Source organism: Caballeronia sp. GAFFF1 (genome assembly GCF_023630705.1).
In the GTDB taxonomy this organism is placed as follows: Bacteria; Pseudomonadota; Gammaproteobacteria; order Burkholderiales; family Burkholderiaceae; genus Caballeronia.
In genome coordinates, this window is the sequence record NZ_JALQEM010000019.1 from 19,782 (window position 1) to 34,683 (window position 14,902).

Consider the following 14,902-nt stretch of genomic DNA (forward strand, 5'->3'; position numbering starts at 1 on the left):
ACACGTTCATGAAACTCACGCCTCGCGAAAAGGACAAGCTCTTGATCTTCACGGCGGCGCTGCTCGCCGAGAGGCGCCGCGCGCGCGGCCTCAAGCTCAATCATCCGGAAGCCGTCGCGTTCATTTCCGCCGCGTTGATGGAAGCCGCGCGCGATGGCAAGACCGTCGCCGAAGTCATGCATTACGGCACCACGCTGCTCACGCGCGACGACGTCATGGAAGGCGTGCCGGAAATGATTCCCGACATACAGATCGAAGCAACCTTCCCCGATGGCACGAAGCTCGTGACCGTCCACCATCCCATTCCTTGAAGACGCACGCGATGATTCCCGGCGAATATCTGATCGACGACGGCGAGCACGAACTCAACGCAGGCCGCGAGACCGTGTCCGTCGTCGTCGCGAACAGCGGCGACCGGCCCGTGCAGGTCGGCTCGCATTACCACTTCTACGAAGTCAACACGGCGCTTCTCTTCGAGCGCGAGAAGACGCGCGGCTTTCGGCTGAACATCGCGGCGGGCACCGCCGTGCGTTTTGAGCCGGGACAGGAACGCACGGTCGAACTCGTCGCGCTCGCGGGCGATCGTCACGTGTACGGCTTCAATGGCCTCGTAATGGGCCCACTCTGATCAGGACATCAACGACATGACGCTACGCATCGGCCGCCGCGCATACGCGGAAATGTTCGGCCCGACGACCGGCGACCGCGTGCGCCTTGCGGACACCGATCTCATCATCGAAGTCGAACGGGACTTCACCACGTACGGAGAAGAAGTGAAGTTCGGCGGCGGCAAGGTGATTCGCGACGGCATGGGCCAGTCGCAACGCACCTCCGCCGATGTGGTCGATACAGTCATCACGAATGCGCTGATTCTCGATCACTGGGGCATCGTGAAGGCCGATATCGGCATCAAGAGCGGGCGCATCTTCGCGGTCGGCAAGGCGGGCAATCCCGACATTCAGCCGAACGTGACCATTGCCATCGGCGCGGCCACCGAAGTGATCGCGGGCGAAGGCATGATCGTGACCGCGGGCGGCATCGACACGCATATCCACTTCATCAGCCCGCAGCAGATCGACGAGGCGCTCGCGAGCGGCGTCACGACGATGCTCGGCGGCGGCACCGGCCCCGCGACGGGCACGAACGCGACGACCTGCACGCCGGGTCCGTGGCACATGGAACGCATGCTGCAAGCCGCCGATGGCTGGCCGATAAACCTCGGCTTTCTCGGCAAGGGCAATGCGAGCCTGCCCGAGCCGCTCATCGAGCAAGTGAAGGCCGGCGCCATTGGGCTCAAGCTGCACGAGGACTGGGGCACGACGCCCGCGGCCATCGACAACTGTCTTTCCGTCGCGGACGATACCGATACGCAAGTCGCCATCCACACGGACACGCTGAACGAAGCGGGCTTCGTCGAAACGACGGTGGCCGCGTTCAAGGGCCGCACGATCCACACGTATCACACGGAAGGCGCGGGCGGCGGTCATGCGCCGGACATCATCAAGGTGTGCGGCGAGCCGAACGTGCTGCCCTCGTCCACCAATCCGACGCGACCCTACACCGTCAATACGCTCGACGAGCATCTCGACATGCTGATGGTGTGCCATCATCTGGACCCGTCGATTGCGGAGGACATTGCCTTCGCCGAGTCGCGCATACGCCGCGAGACCATCGCGGCCGAGGACATTCTCCACGATCTCGGCGCGCTCTCGATGTTGTCGTCCGACTCGCAGGCGATGGGCCGCGTCGGCGAAGTCATCATTCGCACATGGCAGACCGCGCACAAGATGAAGGTGCAGCGCGGCGCGCTTGCGGAGGACAACGCGCGCAACGACAATTTCCGCGCGAAACGCTATGTCGCAAAGTACACGATCAACCCCGCGATCACGCATGGCATCGCGCATGAAGTGGGTTCCATCGAGCCGGGCAAGTGGGCCGATCTCGTCTTCTGGGAGCCGGCGTTCTTCGGCGTGAAGCCCGCGATGATCGTCAAGGGCGGCATGATCGCGCTCGCGCAAATGGGCGATCCGAACGCCTCCATTCCGACGCCGCAGCCGGTGCATTACCGCGAGATGTTCGCGACGCGCGGCGGCGCGCTCGGCAAGACATCGCTCACGTTCGTGTCGCAACTGGCGATGGAGTCGCGTATAACCGATCGTTATGGCCTGAAGAAACAGGTCGTCGCGGTGAAGAACTGCCGCACTGTGACGAAGGCCGACATGATTCACAATGCATGGCAGCCGTCCATCAGCGTCGATCCGCAGACCTACCAGGTGATCGCCAACGGACAACTGCTCACTTGCGATCCCGCCACCGTGCTGCCGATGGCGCAACGCTACTTTCTGTTCTGATCGTCTCATGCGTACCATCGACAAACGTCTTACCGCCAAACTGGCATCCGTGCTCATCAAGCGCGCGCCCACGCTGACGCTCGCTTTCGATGCGCGCTGCAAGAGCCGCCTCGCCGCCACGCTCGACAACGGCGAGGAAGTCGCGCTCGTAATGCCGCGCGGCACCGTGCTCGCGAATGACGACGTTCTCGTGGCCGACGACGGCGGGCTCGTGCGTATCATTGCTGCGGCTGAAGACGTGCTCGTCGTGCGCGCGGTAAACCCGCTGACGTTGATGCGGGTCGCCTATCACCTCGGCAATCGGCACACGCCTGTGGAGATCCACGCGGATCATCTGAAGCTCGAAGCCGATGCCGTGCTCGAAGACATGGTGGCGCGGCTCGGCGCCACCGTGACGCGCGAATCGCAGCCGTTTCAGCCGGAGACCGGCGCGTATGGCGGCGGTCACAAGCATGGTCACGACGAAACCTTCAGCGAGGACTATGCGCTCGCGCAGAAGGTGTATCACGAGCACCATGGGCACGATCATTCGTCATGCGGGCATGACCACGCGCATGGACACCATCACCACCACGGTCATGCGCACGACTGAACTCACTGCGCTCCTGCATCTCGCGTCGCCGGCGCTGCCTATCGGCGCGTTCAGTTATTCGCAGGGTCTGGAAGCCGCGATCGAACACGGCTTCATCCGCGATGCCGACACCACCCGCGAGTGGATCGCGAGCGGTCTCGCGAACGTGTTGGCGCGTGGCGAATTGCCTTTCATCGCGCACCAGATGGAACGCTGGCGCGCGCACGATGCAGCGTCGCTCGCGCATGCCAACGACGAGTACATCGCAAGCCGCGAGTCCGCCGAACTGCGACGCGAAACCGAGCAGATGGGATGGTCGCTCGCGCAACTGTGCGCATCGCTCGAATGGGGCGATGCGGCGCGCCGTGAAACGCTCGCCGCGATGAAGCCCATCGCGCAACCGACGGCGTTCGCATTTGCCGCGTATGCGCACGACGCCGCGCCCGATGCCGCGCTTGCCGCGTATGCGTTCAGTTGGGTCGAGAATCAGGCCGCCGCCGCGTTGAAGGCCGTGCCGCTCGGTCAACTCGCGGGCCAGCGGATTATCGTCGCGTTGCGTGGGCCGATAGACGACGCGGTGGCTCGCGCGCTGGTTACATCGCCCGATGAAATCAACACATTCGCGCCGCAACTCGGCATTTTTTCTGCGCGGCACGAGTCGCAATACTCGCGGCTCTTTCGCTCGTAACTTCTTTGCTTAGAACCGATATCGCATGAACGCTCCCGCTTATTCCGCCGCCGCTCGTCGAACGAAGAAACTGCCGCCGTTGCGCGTGGGCGTCGGCGGACCGGTCGGCTCCGGCAAGACGACGCTGCTCGAAATGCTCTGCAAGGCGATGCGCGATCACTACGATCTCGTCGCCATTACCAACGACATCTACACGAAGGAAGATCAGCGTCTCTTGACCGTCGCGGGCGCGTTGCCGGCCGAGCGAATCATGGGCGTGGAGACAGGCGGCTGCCCGCATACCGCCATTCGCGAGGACGCGTCGATCAATCTCGAAGCGGTGGATCGCATGGTGTCGCGCTTTCCGGATGCGGATATCGTCTTTATCGAATCCGGCGGCGACAATCTGGCCGCGACGTTCAGCCCCGAACTCTCGGACCTGACCATCTACGTGATCGACGTGGCCGGCGGCGAGAAGATTCCGCGCAAGGGCGGGCCGGGCATCACGAAGTCGGACCTGCTCGTCATCAACAAGACGGACCTCGCGCCTTACGTCGGCGCGAATCTGGACGTCATGGCGTCCGATGCGAGAAAGATGCGTGGCGAGCGGCCGTTCGTCATGTGCAATCTGAAGGCGCTCGAAGGGCTCGATAGCGTGATCGCGTTCATCGAAAAGAAGGGCCTGCTGATCGGCTAAATGGCGCGCGGCCAGCCGGCGAACCATGTCGCCAGTGGCCGCGCAGTTTCGGCTTGCAGCAGTTCAGCGCGACCCGTGCCGCTGCTTCGCGCCGCCGCCGGCGCCGTGGTCTTTCCCGGCCTTGGTGTGATTCGCTGCATGCTGGCCGCTGGCGGGCTTGCTGCTGCTCGTCGTCGCAGGCTTGCCGGACTGGTTTTCTGCCTTGACGTCCTGCTCGGTCTTGCTGGTGGGCGGAGCTGTCTTCATGCTGGAGTCCTCTTCGTTCGCACAACGTTGAAACGATGCATATCTGGCATGCGGATCGACCTGCGTGTGCCGGTCGCGTGTTTCCGACCGACCGTGCGCTTTATGCCTGTGCTGCATAGGCGTTCGATCCACTCATCGTTTCGCAAGCGTCATTCCACGAGCCGCAGCGAGTCGGCCTGACTGAGTCGCCCGCTCTCTTCTTCCAGCATGACGCCGAGGATTTCCACCGTCCGTTCCGTCGCGCCGCGATGCCGCGCCGCGAATGCCGCCGCCGCCGCGCTCATCGCAATACGGCGCGCTTTATCGTTGAACAGTTCGCGCAAGCCCTGAGCGAGCGACTGCGGACTGTCGACGCGCGACGCCGCGCCCGCCGCGATGGCGTCGTTGGTCGCCTGCGTGAAGTTGAACGTATGTGGCCCGATCAGCACCGGTACGCCCGCCGCGCACGCTTCGATCAGATTCTGCCCGCCGAGCGGCAGCAGACTTCCACCGATGAACGCGAGGTCGGCCGCCGCATAGTAGGCGCCGAGTTCGCCCATCGAATCGCCGAGCAAAACCTGCACGCCCGACGGCAACGGCGGCGGCACGTCCGCGCCCGATCCCGCCGCCACCGGCTTGGGCGCCCACACGGAACGGCGCGCGCTCGTCATGCCCACGGTCGCGATCAGCGCGGAGACTTCGTCGAAACGTTGAGGATGGCGCGGCACGAGAATGAGCAGCGCGTTCGGCACGTTCAGAGCGGCGAACGCGCGCAGCACCAGCGACTCCTCTCCTTCGCGCGTGCTCGCCGCGACCCAGACGGGCCGCTCGCCGATGGCCGCGCGCCATGCCTGCCCGCGCGCGACGAGTTCAGGCGGCGCGGTCATGTCGAACTTGAGATTGCCGAGCACTGCCACATTGCGCGCGCCGAGCGCGGTGAGCCGTTCGGCGTCCGAAGGCGTCTGCGCGAGCACGCGCGAAAAGCCGCCGAACACTTCGCGCACCGGACGCCCAAAGCGCGCTGCCCGCCGATACGACCGCTCCGACATGCGCGCATTCGTCAGCACGAGCGGCACGTCGGCGCGACGACATTCGTCGATGAGCGTCGGCCAGACTTCCGTCTCCATCACGATGCCGATCGACGGCCGCCACGCGCGCAGAAAACGCCGCACGAGATGCGGCAGATCGTACGGAAGATAGCTGCGCATCACGCGATTGCCGAACAGCTCGACGCCCGTCGCCCGGCCGCTCGGCGTCATGTGCGTGATGAGGAGACGCGCTTCTGGATGCGCCTTCATCAACGCTTCGATGAGCGGCTGCGCGGCGCGCGTCTCGCCGACCGACACCGCATGCACCCAGATGAGCGGCGCGAGATCGTCGGCGCGGCGCGCGGGGCCGCGTCCGAAGCGTTCGCCGATATGCTCGCGATAGCCGCGCTCCTTGCGCGAGCGGATCAGAAGCCGCAGCACCGCGAGCGGCGCGACGATCCACCACATCGCGCGATAAATCGCCCTCAGCACGACAGCCGAGAGCGGCGCAGCGGGCGCGGACGGAGCGGACCGGGCGCCGCTCAAACGAGCGCCCTGCCCTTGAGCCGTTCGAGGATGCCTAGCGGCGCGTGATCGGGCCGCGCCATCGCTTTCACGGGCAGGAAGAAGGTCTGCTCCATCATGAACTGGCCGGACATCACCGCGTGCGAGGTCTGATCGGAAAAGCAGACCCACACGGAACCGGGCGGAAACGGCATGGTTTCCTGCGGCGAGGACTTCTGATATTCGAGGTTGGCCTTCATCGCGTCGTGCAGATGCAGCATCAGATGGTCATACTCGCTGCGCTTGCTCTTGGTGATGTGCAGCAAATTCATGAGCCACGCCGAACCCGGCGCCTGCGGCTTGATGTCGGGCAAGAAGCGCCGCGCCATCTGCTCGAACGGCTCGCCGACGCGCCACACGCGCGGCGTGCCGTTGGGGTTCACGTTGGTGAACACGCGCAGGATGCGCTCGCCGTAGTTGGGGCGCGACGGAAAGGCATCGACGTGCAGGCGGCTGTCGTCCTTGCGCCACGACGTTTCGCGCGTTTCCACCTGATGCAGCCGCAGGCTCGTCGGCGCGACGCGAAGCTTGCCGTCGTATTCGGGAAAGAGGCCGTCGACGAGCGAGCGCGCATTCGCCTGATACCGCGCGATGAGCGAACGCACCGCCGACTGCATCACGTTGTCGCCGAGCACGCCGTTGAGCGCGCCGCCGTTGGGCGCGAGGCTGATGTTCTTGCGCTTCGGGTCCGCGATCTTCGGGTCGAGCAGCGCGCGCTCGCCGCCTTCGATTGCGAAGCGCAGATTGGGAAAATAGAGGACCTTGCCGTCTTCCACGCCGGCAAGCAGCGCCTCGCGCGGCACCGACAGGTTCTTGCCCTGCCAGTCGCATGATTCGACTTCGATAATTTGAGATTCCGTCATGTGCTCTCGAACTTGAGTTGGCTCGCGCACGGCGCCAAGGCTACTGACCCGACGCGTTACAGCAGGCCGAAACCTGCGAGCGCGGCCTTCACTTCCGAGAGCGTCGGATGCCGGCTCGCGTCGCCCAGGTTGATCACGTTCGGCGACCAGTAACCGCCTGTGCGCCATGCGGTCGAGAAATTGTACAACTCGACGGTCGGCCGCTTCAGCGCTGCGGCAATATGAACGAGGCCCGTGTCGACGCCGACGGTCGCGGCCGCGCCGTCGATCAGGCCGACCACGGCGGGCAGCGAGAGCTTCGGCGGAACGATGGCGGCCGCGCCGAACTCCTTCGCGAGCTTCTCGCTCGTCGCGCGCTCGGCGTCGCTGCCCCACGGCAGGACGATGGACGCGCCGCGCGTCACGAGCGCCTGTCCCAGTTCGATCCACGCGGCTTCGGGCCATTGCTTGTCGGCGCGGGACGTGGCGTGCACGAAGGTGACGTACGGCACCGGCAGATTCAGCCCGAGCGCGGACACGGCGAGCGCGGCGCGGCGCGTGTCGATGCCGAAGTCGATGTCATCGGTCGTCTGCGGGCGCGGCAAATCGAGCGCGGCGGCGACGAGCTGGCGCGTGCGCTCAACGACATGCGTGCGCGGCTCGATCGGCACGCGCCGGTCATAGAAGAAGCGCACAGGCCATTCGAAGCCCGCGCCGTCCGTGCGATTCGCGAGTCCGACGAGCGAGCCGCGCGCCCAGCTCGCGACCCATGCGGTCTTGATGAGCCCCTGGCAATCGATGACGAGATCGTACTTTTCGGCCGCCAGTTCACGCCGGAACTCGGCGATCTCGCGCCAGTTCGCCGCGGACGCGAAACCTTTGCGCCAGCGTCTGAGCGAGAACGGAATCGCGCGGCGCACGCCGCTGACCAGTTCGACGAGGCTCGCGAAACTCTCTTCCACGAGCCAGTCGATTTGCGCATCGGGATAGCGGCGGCGAATGTCGGCGATGGCCGGCATGTTGTGAACGACGTCGCCAAGCGACGACACCCGGACGATCAGGATCTTTTGCACGCTGTGAGAAAGAGGCGCGGCTCGCGCGACGATGAGGAAACGGGAGCGGGGATTTTAGCGCGGGTTGGTTGCGAGGCGGGGCCGTTCATGGCCTCACGAAGCCCTTCCACCGCAAAAAAGCCCGGAATATCCCGCTGACCATGCAGCTGAGCCGACTATTCGAACAGGAAAGGACTTCCCGATGGCAACACGTTACGAACAGGACGTCGTGGCTTGGGCGCGCGAGCAGGCGGCCTTGCTGCGTGCCGGTGACTTCTCGGCCATCGACGTGGAACATATCGCAGAGGAAATCGAGGACGTGGGCAGGAGCGAGCAACGCGATCTGTCTCGTCGCATGGCAGTGCTGCTGGCGCATCTGCTCAAATGGCAATATCAGCGGGGACGCCGTGGTTCGAGCTGGCAACGCACGATCAAGGAACAGCGCCGCGCCGTGGGCGTGGCGCTGCAAAAGACGCCCAGCCTGAATGCTTCATTGCGCGACCCGGATTGGCTCGTGGGTACATGGGCCGATGCCGTGTCCAAAGCGGCTGAAGAAACGGGCTTGGATGTCTTTCCGGAAGAACTTCCGTGGTCGACTGACCAGATCCTCTCGCCCGCGTTCTACCCCGAATAAGCAAACAAACACGGCGCGACCTCCCGATCGCGCCGTCTGCGCAAAGCCTCGATCAGAACGGCAGCTTCGCGTCCGGCTTCTCCGCCAGAATCACGCGGCGGAAGTCTTCCTGAATGCGCTTCAACGCTTCTTCGCTATCCGCTTCGAAACGCATCACGACCACGGGCGTCGTATTCGACGAACGCGCGAGGCCGAAACCATCCGGGTATTCGACGCGCAAACCGTCGATGGTCAGCACGTCGTCGGCGCCTTCGAATTTCGCCGATTTCTGCAGGCGCGAGATAAGTTCGAAGTTCTCGCCCTCTTCCAGCTTCAATTGCAGTTCCGGCGTCGACAGCGAATTCGGCAGGTCGTTAAGCAGCTTGCTCGGATCGTCCACGCGCGACAGGATTTCAAGCATGCGCGCGCCTGTGTACAGGCCGTCGTCGAAGCCGTACCAGCGGTCCTTGAAGAACACGTGGCCGCTCATTTCGCCCGCGAGCGGCGCGCCCGTTTCACGCAGCTTCGCCTTCACGAGCGAGTGGCCCGTCTTCCACATGACCGGCTCGCCGCCCTGATCGCGCACCCACTTCGCGAGATTGCGCGTGCACTTCACGTCATAGATGATCTGGCCGCCCTTGTTGCGCGACAGCACTTCCTGCGCGAACAGCATCAGCTGACGATCGGGGTAAATCACCTGGCCGTCCTTGGTCACGACGCCGAGACGGTCGCCGTCGCCATCGAATGCGAAGCCCACTTCGGCGTCCGTTTCTTTCAGCGCGCGAATCACGTCCTGCAGATTCTCGGGATGCGCCGGGTCCGGGTGATGGTTCGGGAAATTGCCGTCGATGTCCGTGAAGAGTTCGACCAGCTCGCAGCCGAGCGCCTTGAAAAGACGCGGCGCGAGTCCGCCCGCGACGCCGTTGCCCGTATCGACGACGATCTTCATCGCGCGCACCGGCTTCACGTCCGACACGATGCGGTCCAGATACATCTGCGAGACGTCGAACTCGGTGTAGCTGCCTTCGCCCGAGCTGAAGTCGTCATTGACGATGCGTTGGTACAAGCCCTGAATCTGCTCGCCATAGATGGCCGCGCCGCGCAGGACCATCTTGAAGCCGTTGTAATCGGGCGGATTGTGGCTGCCCGTCACGACGATGCACGAATCCACGCGCCGCTCGCCCGAAGGCAAAGGCAGCGGCACGCTTGCCGCGAAATAGCCGACGGGCGTCGGCACCATGCCGACATCGATCACGTCGACGCCCGCTTCGCGCAGGCCGTTCGCGAGCGCGCCGACGAGCTCGGGACCGGAGAGCCGGCCATCGCGCGCGACGACGACCGAGTCGCCGCCCTGCTTGCGGATCTCGCTGCCGAACGCGCGGCCGATGCTCTTCGCGACATCGCTATCGACCGTCTTGCCGACGATTCCGCGAATGTCATACGCCTTGAAAATGGACTGGGATACTTGGCTCATGAGATGGCTACCTCTTCTGTATTAATTGATGAATTCTCGGCGATGCAGCCATAAGGGCGTGCAGGTCGTGACGATATGAGCGCGCCCGACCACACCGGCATGCGCGCGAACGACTGCGAGGCATGACATGACGAATGCTGCGCATGCGTATTCGAGCATCGCGAAACAGGCAAGCCAGTTTGAAAGCTCGGGCGAAGGAAGCCTTTCCGTTCGCACTTATAATCGCTGTCTTTCAGCGCCTTCGACGTTGCGCGCCGCGGTTCAAGCCTGCGCATTCATTCTAATCCAATGCCTATACGCTCTTTCGCCTTCTGCCCGACGAATGAGGCGCGTTCGCGCGCAAACGCACAAAACTTGACCGACATTCACGTAGATGCGCTTCCCCTCACGCGACTGCACAGCGAACAGGTTCCCGTAGCACGCCGCGTGCCTGAGTTTCCAGACGGGCGACACGCATGAAGATGCCCATGCGCTCTGGCAATCCGGACGTCGCCCGCGCGCTCACCAACATTGTCTGGCTGGGACTGGAACGGCTCACGCAGATTGCCGTCGCCATCGTCATTTCGGGGCTGCTTGCGCGCTATCTCGGCCCCGATGCGTTCGGCAAATGGCAATACGCGAACACGCTCTTGCTCGTCATCGCGCCGATCACATGGGTGTGCGGCGCGGAGATTCTCGTGCCGACCATCGTCGCGAAGCCGCCCGCCGAGACCGGCGCGGTGCTCGGCAGCGCGTTCGTGCTGCGCATGAGCGTGTCCGTCGTCGCGCTCTTGCTGACGTGGGCATGGATCGCGGCGGGCGGCGTGGACCCGATCGTCGGCGCGATGCTCGCGGGGCTTGCCGTCACCATGCTGTTTCGCGAGCCGTTCATCGGTGTCATCAATGCGTGGCTGCAAAGCATGACCTACAGCAAGCCGCAATTGATCGCGAGCATGTTCACGGCCATCGCAAAGGCGGCGCTCGTGTATCTGCTCGTGCGCATGGCCGCGCGCGCGTCGAGCTTCGGCTGGCTATGGGCGCTCGAAGCCGCGGCTATCGGCGCGGCGCTCGTCGTCTATTACATGCGGCGTCATGGCGGCACGCTAGGCTGGCGCTTCGATCGCACGCTCTTTCGGCACTTCGCGAGCGCAGGCACCGTGTTCTGGCTCGGGCTTATCTGCATGTATCTGTTCCTGAAGCTCGACCGGTTGATGCTCGCGCATCGCGTGTCGTTCGCGGAACTCGGGCTCTATTCGGCCGCGCAACAGTTGAACGAGAACTGGATCGCGCTCGCGCTGATGCTTTCGCAAACCATCGCGCCGGCGTTCGTGTATCGCGTGCAGGAAACACCGCGCCTCAAGCGCAACCTGCTGCGCCTTTTCGCCATGACCGCCGCGCTGATGATCGCGGGCGCCGCCGTGCTCGATGCGCTCGCGGGCTTCATCATCGCGCGCGTGTTCGGGCCGAACTATGCGGGCGCGGCGAGCATTTTTCGCTGGGCCGTGTGGCTCTCGGTGCCTGCGGGCATCGAAGCAATCGGCAATCTCGTCGTGCTGAAGTTCCAGGCGAGGTACGTGCTGTTGTCGAAGTGGCTGCTTGCGCTCGCCGTCGCATTCGCGGTGAACGCGTGGGCCATTCCCCGCTTCAACGGATACGGCGCGCTCGTCGGTCTGGCGGCGGGTTATCTTGCGGCGGCGTCGGTCAACTTCTACTACATTCGCTTCCGGCTGCGCGCATGAACCCCCTATCCGATGTCGCCATCCTCATGCCCGCCTTCAACGGCCAGGCCGAAGTGGAGCGCACGCTTGCGTCGTTTCGCGAGGCGTCGCCGGTGCGCGTGTTGATCGTCGATGACGGCAGCACGCCGCCGATCGTCGCGCCTGTCATCGACGGCCTCGACATCGAGATCCTGCGCATGGCGAAGAACGTCGGTATCGAACGCGCGTTGCAAGCGGGCATCGACGCGCTCGCTGAACGCGATATCCGCTACGCCGCGCGCATCGATGCGGGCGATCTCGCGACGCCCGGCCGCCTCGCGAAACAGCGCGCGTATCTGGAGACGCATCCGCATGTGGCGGTGCTCGGCATGTGGACGCATGTCGTCGCGACGAACGGCGCGCCGCTATTCGATCTCACGCCGCCCACCGACACGGCTGCGATCCGCCGCGCCATGCTCGCGCGCTCGTGCTTCGCGCATCCGTCGGTGATGCTGCGTGTCGATGCGGTGCGCGAGGTCGGCAACTATCGCGCGGACTATCGCGCGGCCGAAGACCTCGATTTGCTGCTGCGTCTCATGGCGCGCTACGACGGCGCGAATCTGCCGGAATTCGGCCTGTATTACGAACTGAACGAAGCGGGCATCAGCGCGACCAAGCGCCGGACACAAACGCTGTCAACGCTGCGCCTGCAATTGAGTTACTTCCGTGCGGCGAATCCGTTCGACTGGATCGGCGTCGCGAAAAGCATCGCTCACCTGCTGCTGCCCTATCGCGCGCTGCGCGGACTCAAGGCGAAGCTCTTCAAGGCATCGTCGCCGGCATGAGGCCGGCGGCATCGCGCGACACAACGACCAAGCACCGGATGAACAAAGCCAAGTCCAGCCTACGCATCGCCCTCGTGTGCAACACGGCGTGGGCCATTTACACGTATCGTCGCGGCGTGCTGCGCATGTTGACCGAACGCGGCGCGCAGGTGACGATCATCGCCCCGCGCGACCGCACGTTCGAGCCGCTCATCGAAATGGGCTGCCGTTGCGTGGAATTGCCGGTGGCGTCCAAAGGCACGAACCCGCGTGAAGACTTCAAGACGATGATGGCGCTGTACCGCGAATATCGCGCGACACGCCCGCATCTCGTGTTTCATTACACGATCAAGCCGAACATCTACGGCTCGCTTGCCGCGATGCTGGCGCGCGTGCCGTCCATCGCGGTGACGACGGGCCTGGGCTACGTGTTCATTCAGAAGAGCCGCACCGCGCAGATCGCCAAGCGTCTTTATCGCTTCGCGTTCCGCTTTCCGCGCGAGGTGTGGTTCCTCAATCGCGACGATCATCAGGCTTTTGCCGATGAGAACCTGCTCGCGCATCCCGACCGTGCGCGTCGTTTGCACGGAGAAGGCGTCGATCTGGATGATTTCTCGCTCGTGCCCTTGCCGCGCCGTGAAGACTTCGTGTTCATACTAATCGGGCGGCTGCTGTGGGATAAGGGCGTCGCCGAATACGTCGAGGCGGCGCGGCGTTTGCGCCGGCGTTATCCGCACGCGCGTTTTCAATTGCTTGGGCCCGTTGGCGTGGATAATCCCAGCGCGATCAGCCGCACGGACGTCGAGGCGTGGGAACGTGAGAATATCGTCGAGTATCTGGGCGAAGCGAACGATGTTCGCCCGCTCGTCGCGGCGGCCGATTGCGTCGTGCTGCCGTCGTATCGCGAAGGCGTGCCGCGCACGCTGATGGAAGCGTCCGCGATGGGCCGCCCGATCGTCGCCACGGACGTTCCCGGCTGCCGCGAAGTGGTCGAACACGGCGTGAACGGCCTGCTGTGCGAGGTCAAAAGCGCGGACAGCCTCACCGAACAACTCGAACGCATGCTGACGCTGCCGATCGAAGAACGTGAGGCGATGGCCCAACGCGGCCGCGAGAAGGTCGCCCGCGAATTCGACGAGAAGAACGTCGTCGAACGATACAAGAGCACAATACACGCCATTACCGGCATTTCACTCTGATTTGCGCTTCCTGGAGAGCACATGATGAACGGCAACATGTCGCCGAACGACGCTGGAAAAGGTACCAAGGGCACGATTCTCGTGACGGGCGGCGCGGGCTTCATCGGTTCGCATACGTGCGTCGAGTTGCTCGACGCGGGTTACGACGTCGCGGTGATCGACAACCTCGTCAATAGCCGCGCGGAATCGTTGAACCGCGTGGAGCGCATCACGGGCAAGCGCGTCGCGTTCTATCAGGAAGACGCGCGCGACGAAGCCGCGCTGAACCGCATTTTCGACGAACACGCCATCACCGGCGCGATCCACTTCGCGGCGCTGAAGGCGGTGGGCGAATCGGTTGCGAAGCCGATCGAGTATTACAGCAATAACATCGGCAGCCTGCTCGCCGTGCTCAACGTGATGCGGGAACGGAACGTCCGCAACTTCGTTTTCAGTTCGTCTGCCACGGTGTACGGCGTGCCGCAAAGCGTGCCCATCGACGAGAGCTTTCCGCTTTCGGCGACGAACCCTTATGGTCAGTCGAAGCTCATCGCCGAGCAGATTCTGCGCGATCTCGAAGTCTCCGATCCGTCGTGGCGCATTGCGACGCTGCGCTACTTCAACCCGGTCGGCGCGCATGAAAGCGGGCTGATCGGCGAGGACCCGGCAGGCGTTCCGAACAACCTGATGCCGTATGTCGCGCAGGTCGCGGTGGGCAAGCTGGACAAGCTGCGCGTGTTCGGCAGCGATTACGAGACGCACGACGGCACCGGCGTGCGCGACTATATTCATGTGGTCGATCTGGCGCGCGGACACATTGCGGCCATCGACGCGCTGCGCTCGCTCGATCGCAGTTTCGTCGTCAATCTCGGCACGGGCCACGGCTATAGCGTGCTGGATGTCGTGAAGGCGTTCGAAGCAGCGTCGGGCAAGCGCGTGCCGTACGAACTCGTGCCGCGCCGCCCCGGCGATGTGGCCTCGTGCTACGCCGATCCCGCCGCCGCCGAGAAGCTGCTCGGCTGGCGCGCGGAACACGGCATCGAGCGCATGTGTGCCGATCACTGGCGCTGGCAGTCGCAAAACCCGCAAGGGTTCGCATAAAGCGGCGCCGAGCCTCGCATCGTCTATTCAGCGGCGATG

16 protein-coding genes are annotated in these 14,902 nt (G+C 64.2%); 11 read left to right on the forward strand and 5 right to left on the reverse strand.

The window, feature by feature from the left end; translation table 11 throughout:
- Positions 1-8 precede the first annotated feature (8 nt).
- From NCR37_RS09985 to ureG, 6 genes are read left to right on the forward strand one after another with little or no spacing between them, the layout of a single operon-like run.
- A complete protein-coding gene (locus NCR37_RS09985; RefSeq protein WP_008342482.1) occupies positions 9-311 on the forward strand; it encodes an urease subunit gamma in 303 nt (100 codons plus the stop codon).
- Positions 312-322: 11 nt separating this feature from the next.
- The gene (locus tag NCR37_RS09990) at positions 323-628 is read left to right on the forward strand and encodes an urease subunit beta (protein WP_250472860.1); all 306 of its coding nucleotides are present in this window, start codon (positions 323-325) and stop codon (positions 626-628) included.
- A 16-nt stretch (positions 629-644) separates the two neighbouring features.
- Positions 645-2,351, forward strand: a complete 1,707-nt coding sequence (ureC, locus tag NCR37_RS09995; RefSeq protein ID WP_250472861.1) for an urease subunit alpha — start codon at positions 645-647, stop codon at positions 2,349-2,351.
- Between the two features lie 7 nt (positions 2,352-2,358).
- Complete coding sequence (gene ureE, locus NCR37_RS10000; protein ID WP_250472862.1) at positions 2,359-2,943, forward strand: urease accessory protein UreE; 585 nt, start codon at positions 2,359-2,361, stop codon at positions 2,941-2,943.
- The gene (locus NCR37_RS10005; RefSeq protein ID WP_250473026.1) at positions 2,930-3,610 is read left to right on the forward strand and encodes an urease accessory protein UreF; all 681 of its coding nucleotides are present in this window, start codon (positions 2,930-2,932) and stop codon (positions 3,608-3,610) included. The genes ureE and NCR37_RS10005 overlap by 14 nt, the downstream gene beginning before the upstream one ends.
- A gap of 25 nt (positions 3,611-3,635) precedes the next feature.
- Complete coding sequence (gene ureG, locus NCR37_RS10010; protein ID WP_250472863.1) at positions 3,636-4,286, forward strand: urease accessory protein UreG; 651 nt, start codon at positions 3,636-3,638, stop codon at positions 4,284-4,286.
- Between the two features lie 63 nt (positions 4,287-4,349).
- Here the strand turns inward: ureG and NCR37_RS10015 are convergent, their stop codons facing one another.
- The 4 genes from NCR37_RS10015 to waaC all read right to left on the reverse strand — a co-directional run bounded on the left by NCR37_RS10015 (position 4,350) and on the right by waaC (position 8,018).
- Complete coding sequence (locus tag NCR37_RS10015; RefSeq protein ID WP_250472864.1) at positions 4,350-4,532, reverse strand: hypothetical protein; 183 nt, start codon at positions 4,530-4,532, stop codon at positions 4,350-4,352.
- Between the two features lie 149 nt (positions 4,533-4,681).
- Positions 4,682-6,031, reverse strand: a complete 1,350-nt coding sequence (gene waaA, locus NCR37_RS10020) for a lipid IV(A) 3-deoxy-D-manno-octulosonic acid transferase (RefSeq protein ID WP_250473027.1) — start codon at positions 6,029-6,031, stop codon at positions 4,682-4,684.
- A gap of 50 nt (positions 6,032-6,081) precedes the next feature.
- Complete coding sequence (gene kdoO, locus NCR37_RS10025) at positions 6,082-6,966, reverse strand: Kdo hydroxylase KdoO (RefSeq protein WP_250472865.1); 885 nt, start codon at positions 6,964-6,966, stop codon at positions 6,082-6,084.
- Between the two features lie 56 nt (positions 6,967-7,022).
- Positions 7,023-8,018, reverse strand: a complete 996-nt coding sequence (gene waaC / locus NCR37_RS10030; protein WP_250472866.1) for a lipopolysaccharide heptosyltransferase I — start codon at positions 8,016-8,018, stop codon at positions 7,023-7,025.
- A 181-nt stretch (positions 8,019-8,199) separates the two neighbouring features.
- Here waaC and NCR37_RS10035 point away from each other — a divergent pair, with 181 nt between their 5' ends.
- Complete coding sequence (locus tag NCR37_RS10035) at positions 8,200-8,631, forward strand: DUF29 domain-containing protein (RefSeq protein WP_250472867.1); 432 nt, start codon at positions 8,200-8,202, stop codon at positions 8,629-8,631.
- Between the two features lie 52 nt (positions 8,632-8,683).
- On the opposite strand, the gene NCR37_RS10040 is transcribed toward NCR37_RS10035, so the two are convergent.
- The gene (locus NCR37_RS10040; RefSeq protein ID WP_250472868.1) at positions 8,684-10,084 is read right to left on the reverse strand and encodes a phosphomannomutase/phosphoglucomutase; all 1,401 of its coding nucleotides are present in this window, start codon (positions 10,082-10,084) and stop codon (positions 8,684-8,686) included.
- 455 nt (positions 10,085-10,539) lie between these two features.
- On the opposite strand from NCR37_RS10040, the gene NCR37_RS10045 reads away from it, so the two are divergent.
- The 4 genes from NCR37_RS10045 to galE are packed head-to-tail and all read left to right on the forward strand — an operon-like array spanning position 10,540 to position 14,863.
- Positions 10,540-11,802: an oligosaccharide flippase family protein gene (locus NCR37_RS10045; RefSeq protein ID WP_250472869.1), complete on the forward strand. Its 1,263-nt coding sequence runs from the start codon at positions 10,540-10,542 to the stop codon at positions 11,800-11,802.
- Complete coding sequence (locus tag NCR37_RS10050) at positions 11,799-12,605, forward strand: glycosyltransferase (RefSeq protein ID WP_250472870.1); 807 nt, start codon at positions 11,799-11,801, stop codon at positions 12,603-12,605. The genes NCR37_RS10045 and NCR37_RS10050 overlap by 4 nt, the downstream gene beginning before the upstream one ends.
- Before the next feature lie 38 nt (positions 12,606-12,643).
- The gene (locus tag NCR37_RS10055) at positions 12,644-13,783 is read left to right on the forward strand and encodes a glycosyltransferase family 4 protein (protein WP_250472871.1); all 1,140 of its coding nucleotides are present in this window, start codon (positions 12,644-12,646) and stop codon (positions 13,781-13,783) included.
- 21 nt (positions 13,784-13,804) lie between these two features.
- Positions 13,805-14,863: a UDP-glucose 4-epimerase GalE gene (gene galE, locus NCR37_RS10060; RefSeq protein ID WP_250472872.1), complete on the forward strand. Its 1,059-nt coding sequence runs from the start codon at positions 13,805-13,807 to the stop codon at positions 14,861-14,863.
- The last annotated feature ends 39 nt before the right edge of the window (positions 14,864-14,902 follow it).

Excerpts from the sequence above, each read along its gene's own strand:
- NCR37_RS09985 (WP_008342482.1), top strand. The coding sequence starts at position 9 with ATGAAACTCACGCCTCGCGAAAAGGACAAGCTCTTGATCTTCACGGCG.
- NCR37_RS09990 (WP_250472860.1), top strand. The coding sequence starts at position 323 with ATGATTCCCGGCGAATATCTGATCGACGACGGCGAGCACGAACTCAAC.
- ureC (WP_250472861.1), top strand. The coding sequence starts at position 645 with ATGACGCTACGCATCGGCCGCCGCGCATACGCGGAAATGTTCGGCCCG.
- ureE (WP_250472862.1), top strand. The coding sequence starts at position 2,359 with ATGCGTACCATCGACAAACGTCTTACCGCCAAACTGGCATCCGTGCTC.
- NCR37_RS10005 (WP_250473026.1), top strand. The coding sequence starts at position 2,930 with ATGCGCACGACTGAACTCACTGCGCTCCTGCATCTCGCGTCGCCGGCG.
- ureG (WP_250472863.1), top strand. The coding sequence starts at position 3,636 with ATGAACGCTCCCGCTTATTCCGCCGCCGCTCGTCGAACGAAGAAACTG.
- NCR37_RS10015 (WP_250472864.1), bottom strand. The coding sequence starts at position 4,532 with ATGAAGACAGCTCCGCCCACCAGCAAGACCGAGCAGGACGTCAAGGCA.
- kdoO (WP_250472865.1), bottom strand. The coding sequence starts at position 6,966 with ATGACGGAATCTCAAATTATCGAAGTCGAATCATGCGACTGGCAGGGC.
- NCR37_RS10035 (WP_250472867.1), top strand. The coding sequence starts at position 8,200 with ATGGCAACACGTTACGAACAGGACGTCGTGGCTTGGGCGCGCGAGCAG.
- NCR37_RS10040 (WP_250472868.1), bottom strand. The coding sequence starts at position 10,084 with ATGAGCCAAGTATCCCAGTCCATTTTCAAGGCGTATGACATTCGCGGA.
- NCR37_RS10045 (WP_250472869.1), top strand. The coding sequence starts at position 10,540 with ATGAAGATGCCCATGCGCTCTGGCAATCCGGACGTCGCCCGCGCGCTC.
- NCR37_RS10050 (WP_250472870.1), top strand. The coding sequence starts at position 11,799 with ATGAACCCCCTATCCGATGTCGCCATCCTCATGCCCGCCTTCAACGGC.
- NCR37_RS10055 (WP_250472871.1), top strand. The coding sequence starts at position 12,644 with ATGAACAAAGCCAAGTCCAGCCTACGCATCGCCCTCGTGTGCAACACG.
- galE (WP_250472872.1), top strand. The coding sequence starts at position 13,805 with ATGATGAACGGCAACATGTCGCCGAACGACGCTGGAAAAGGTACCAAG.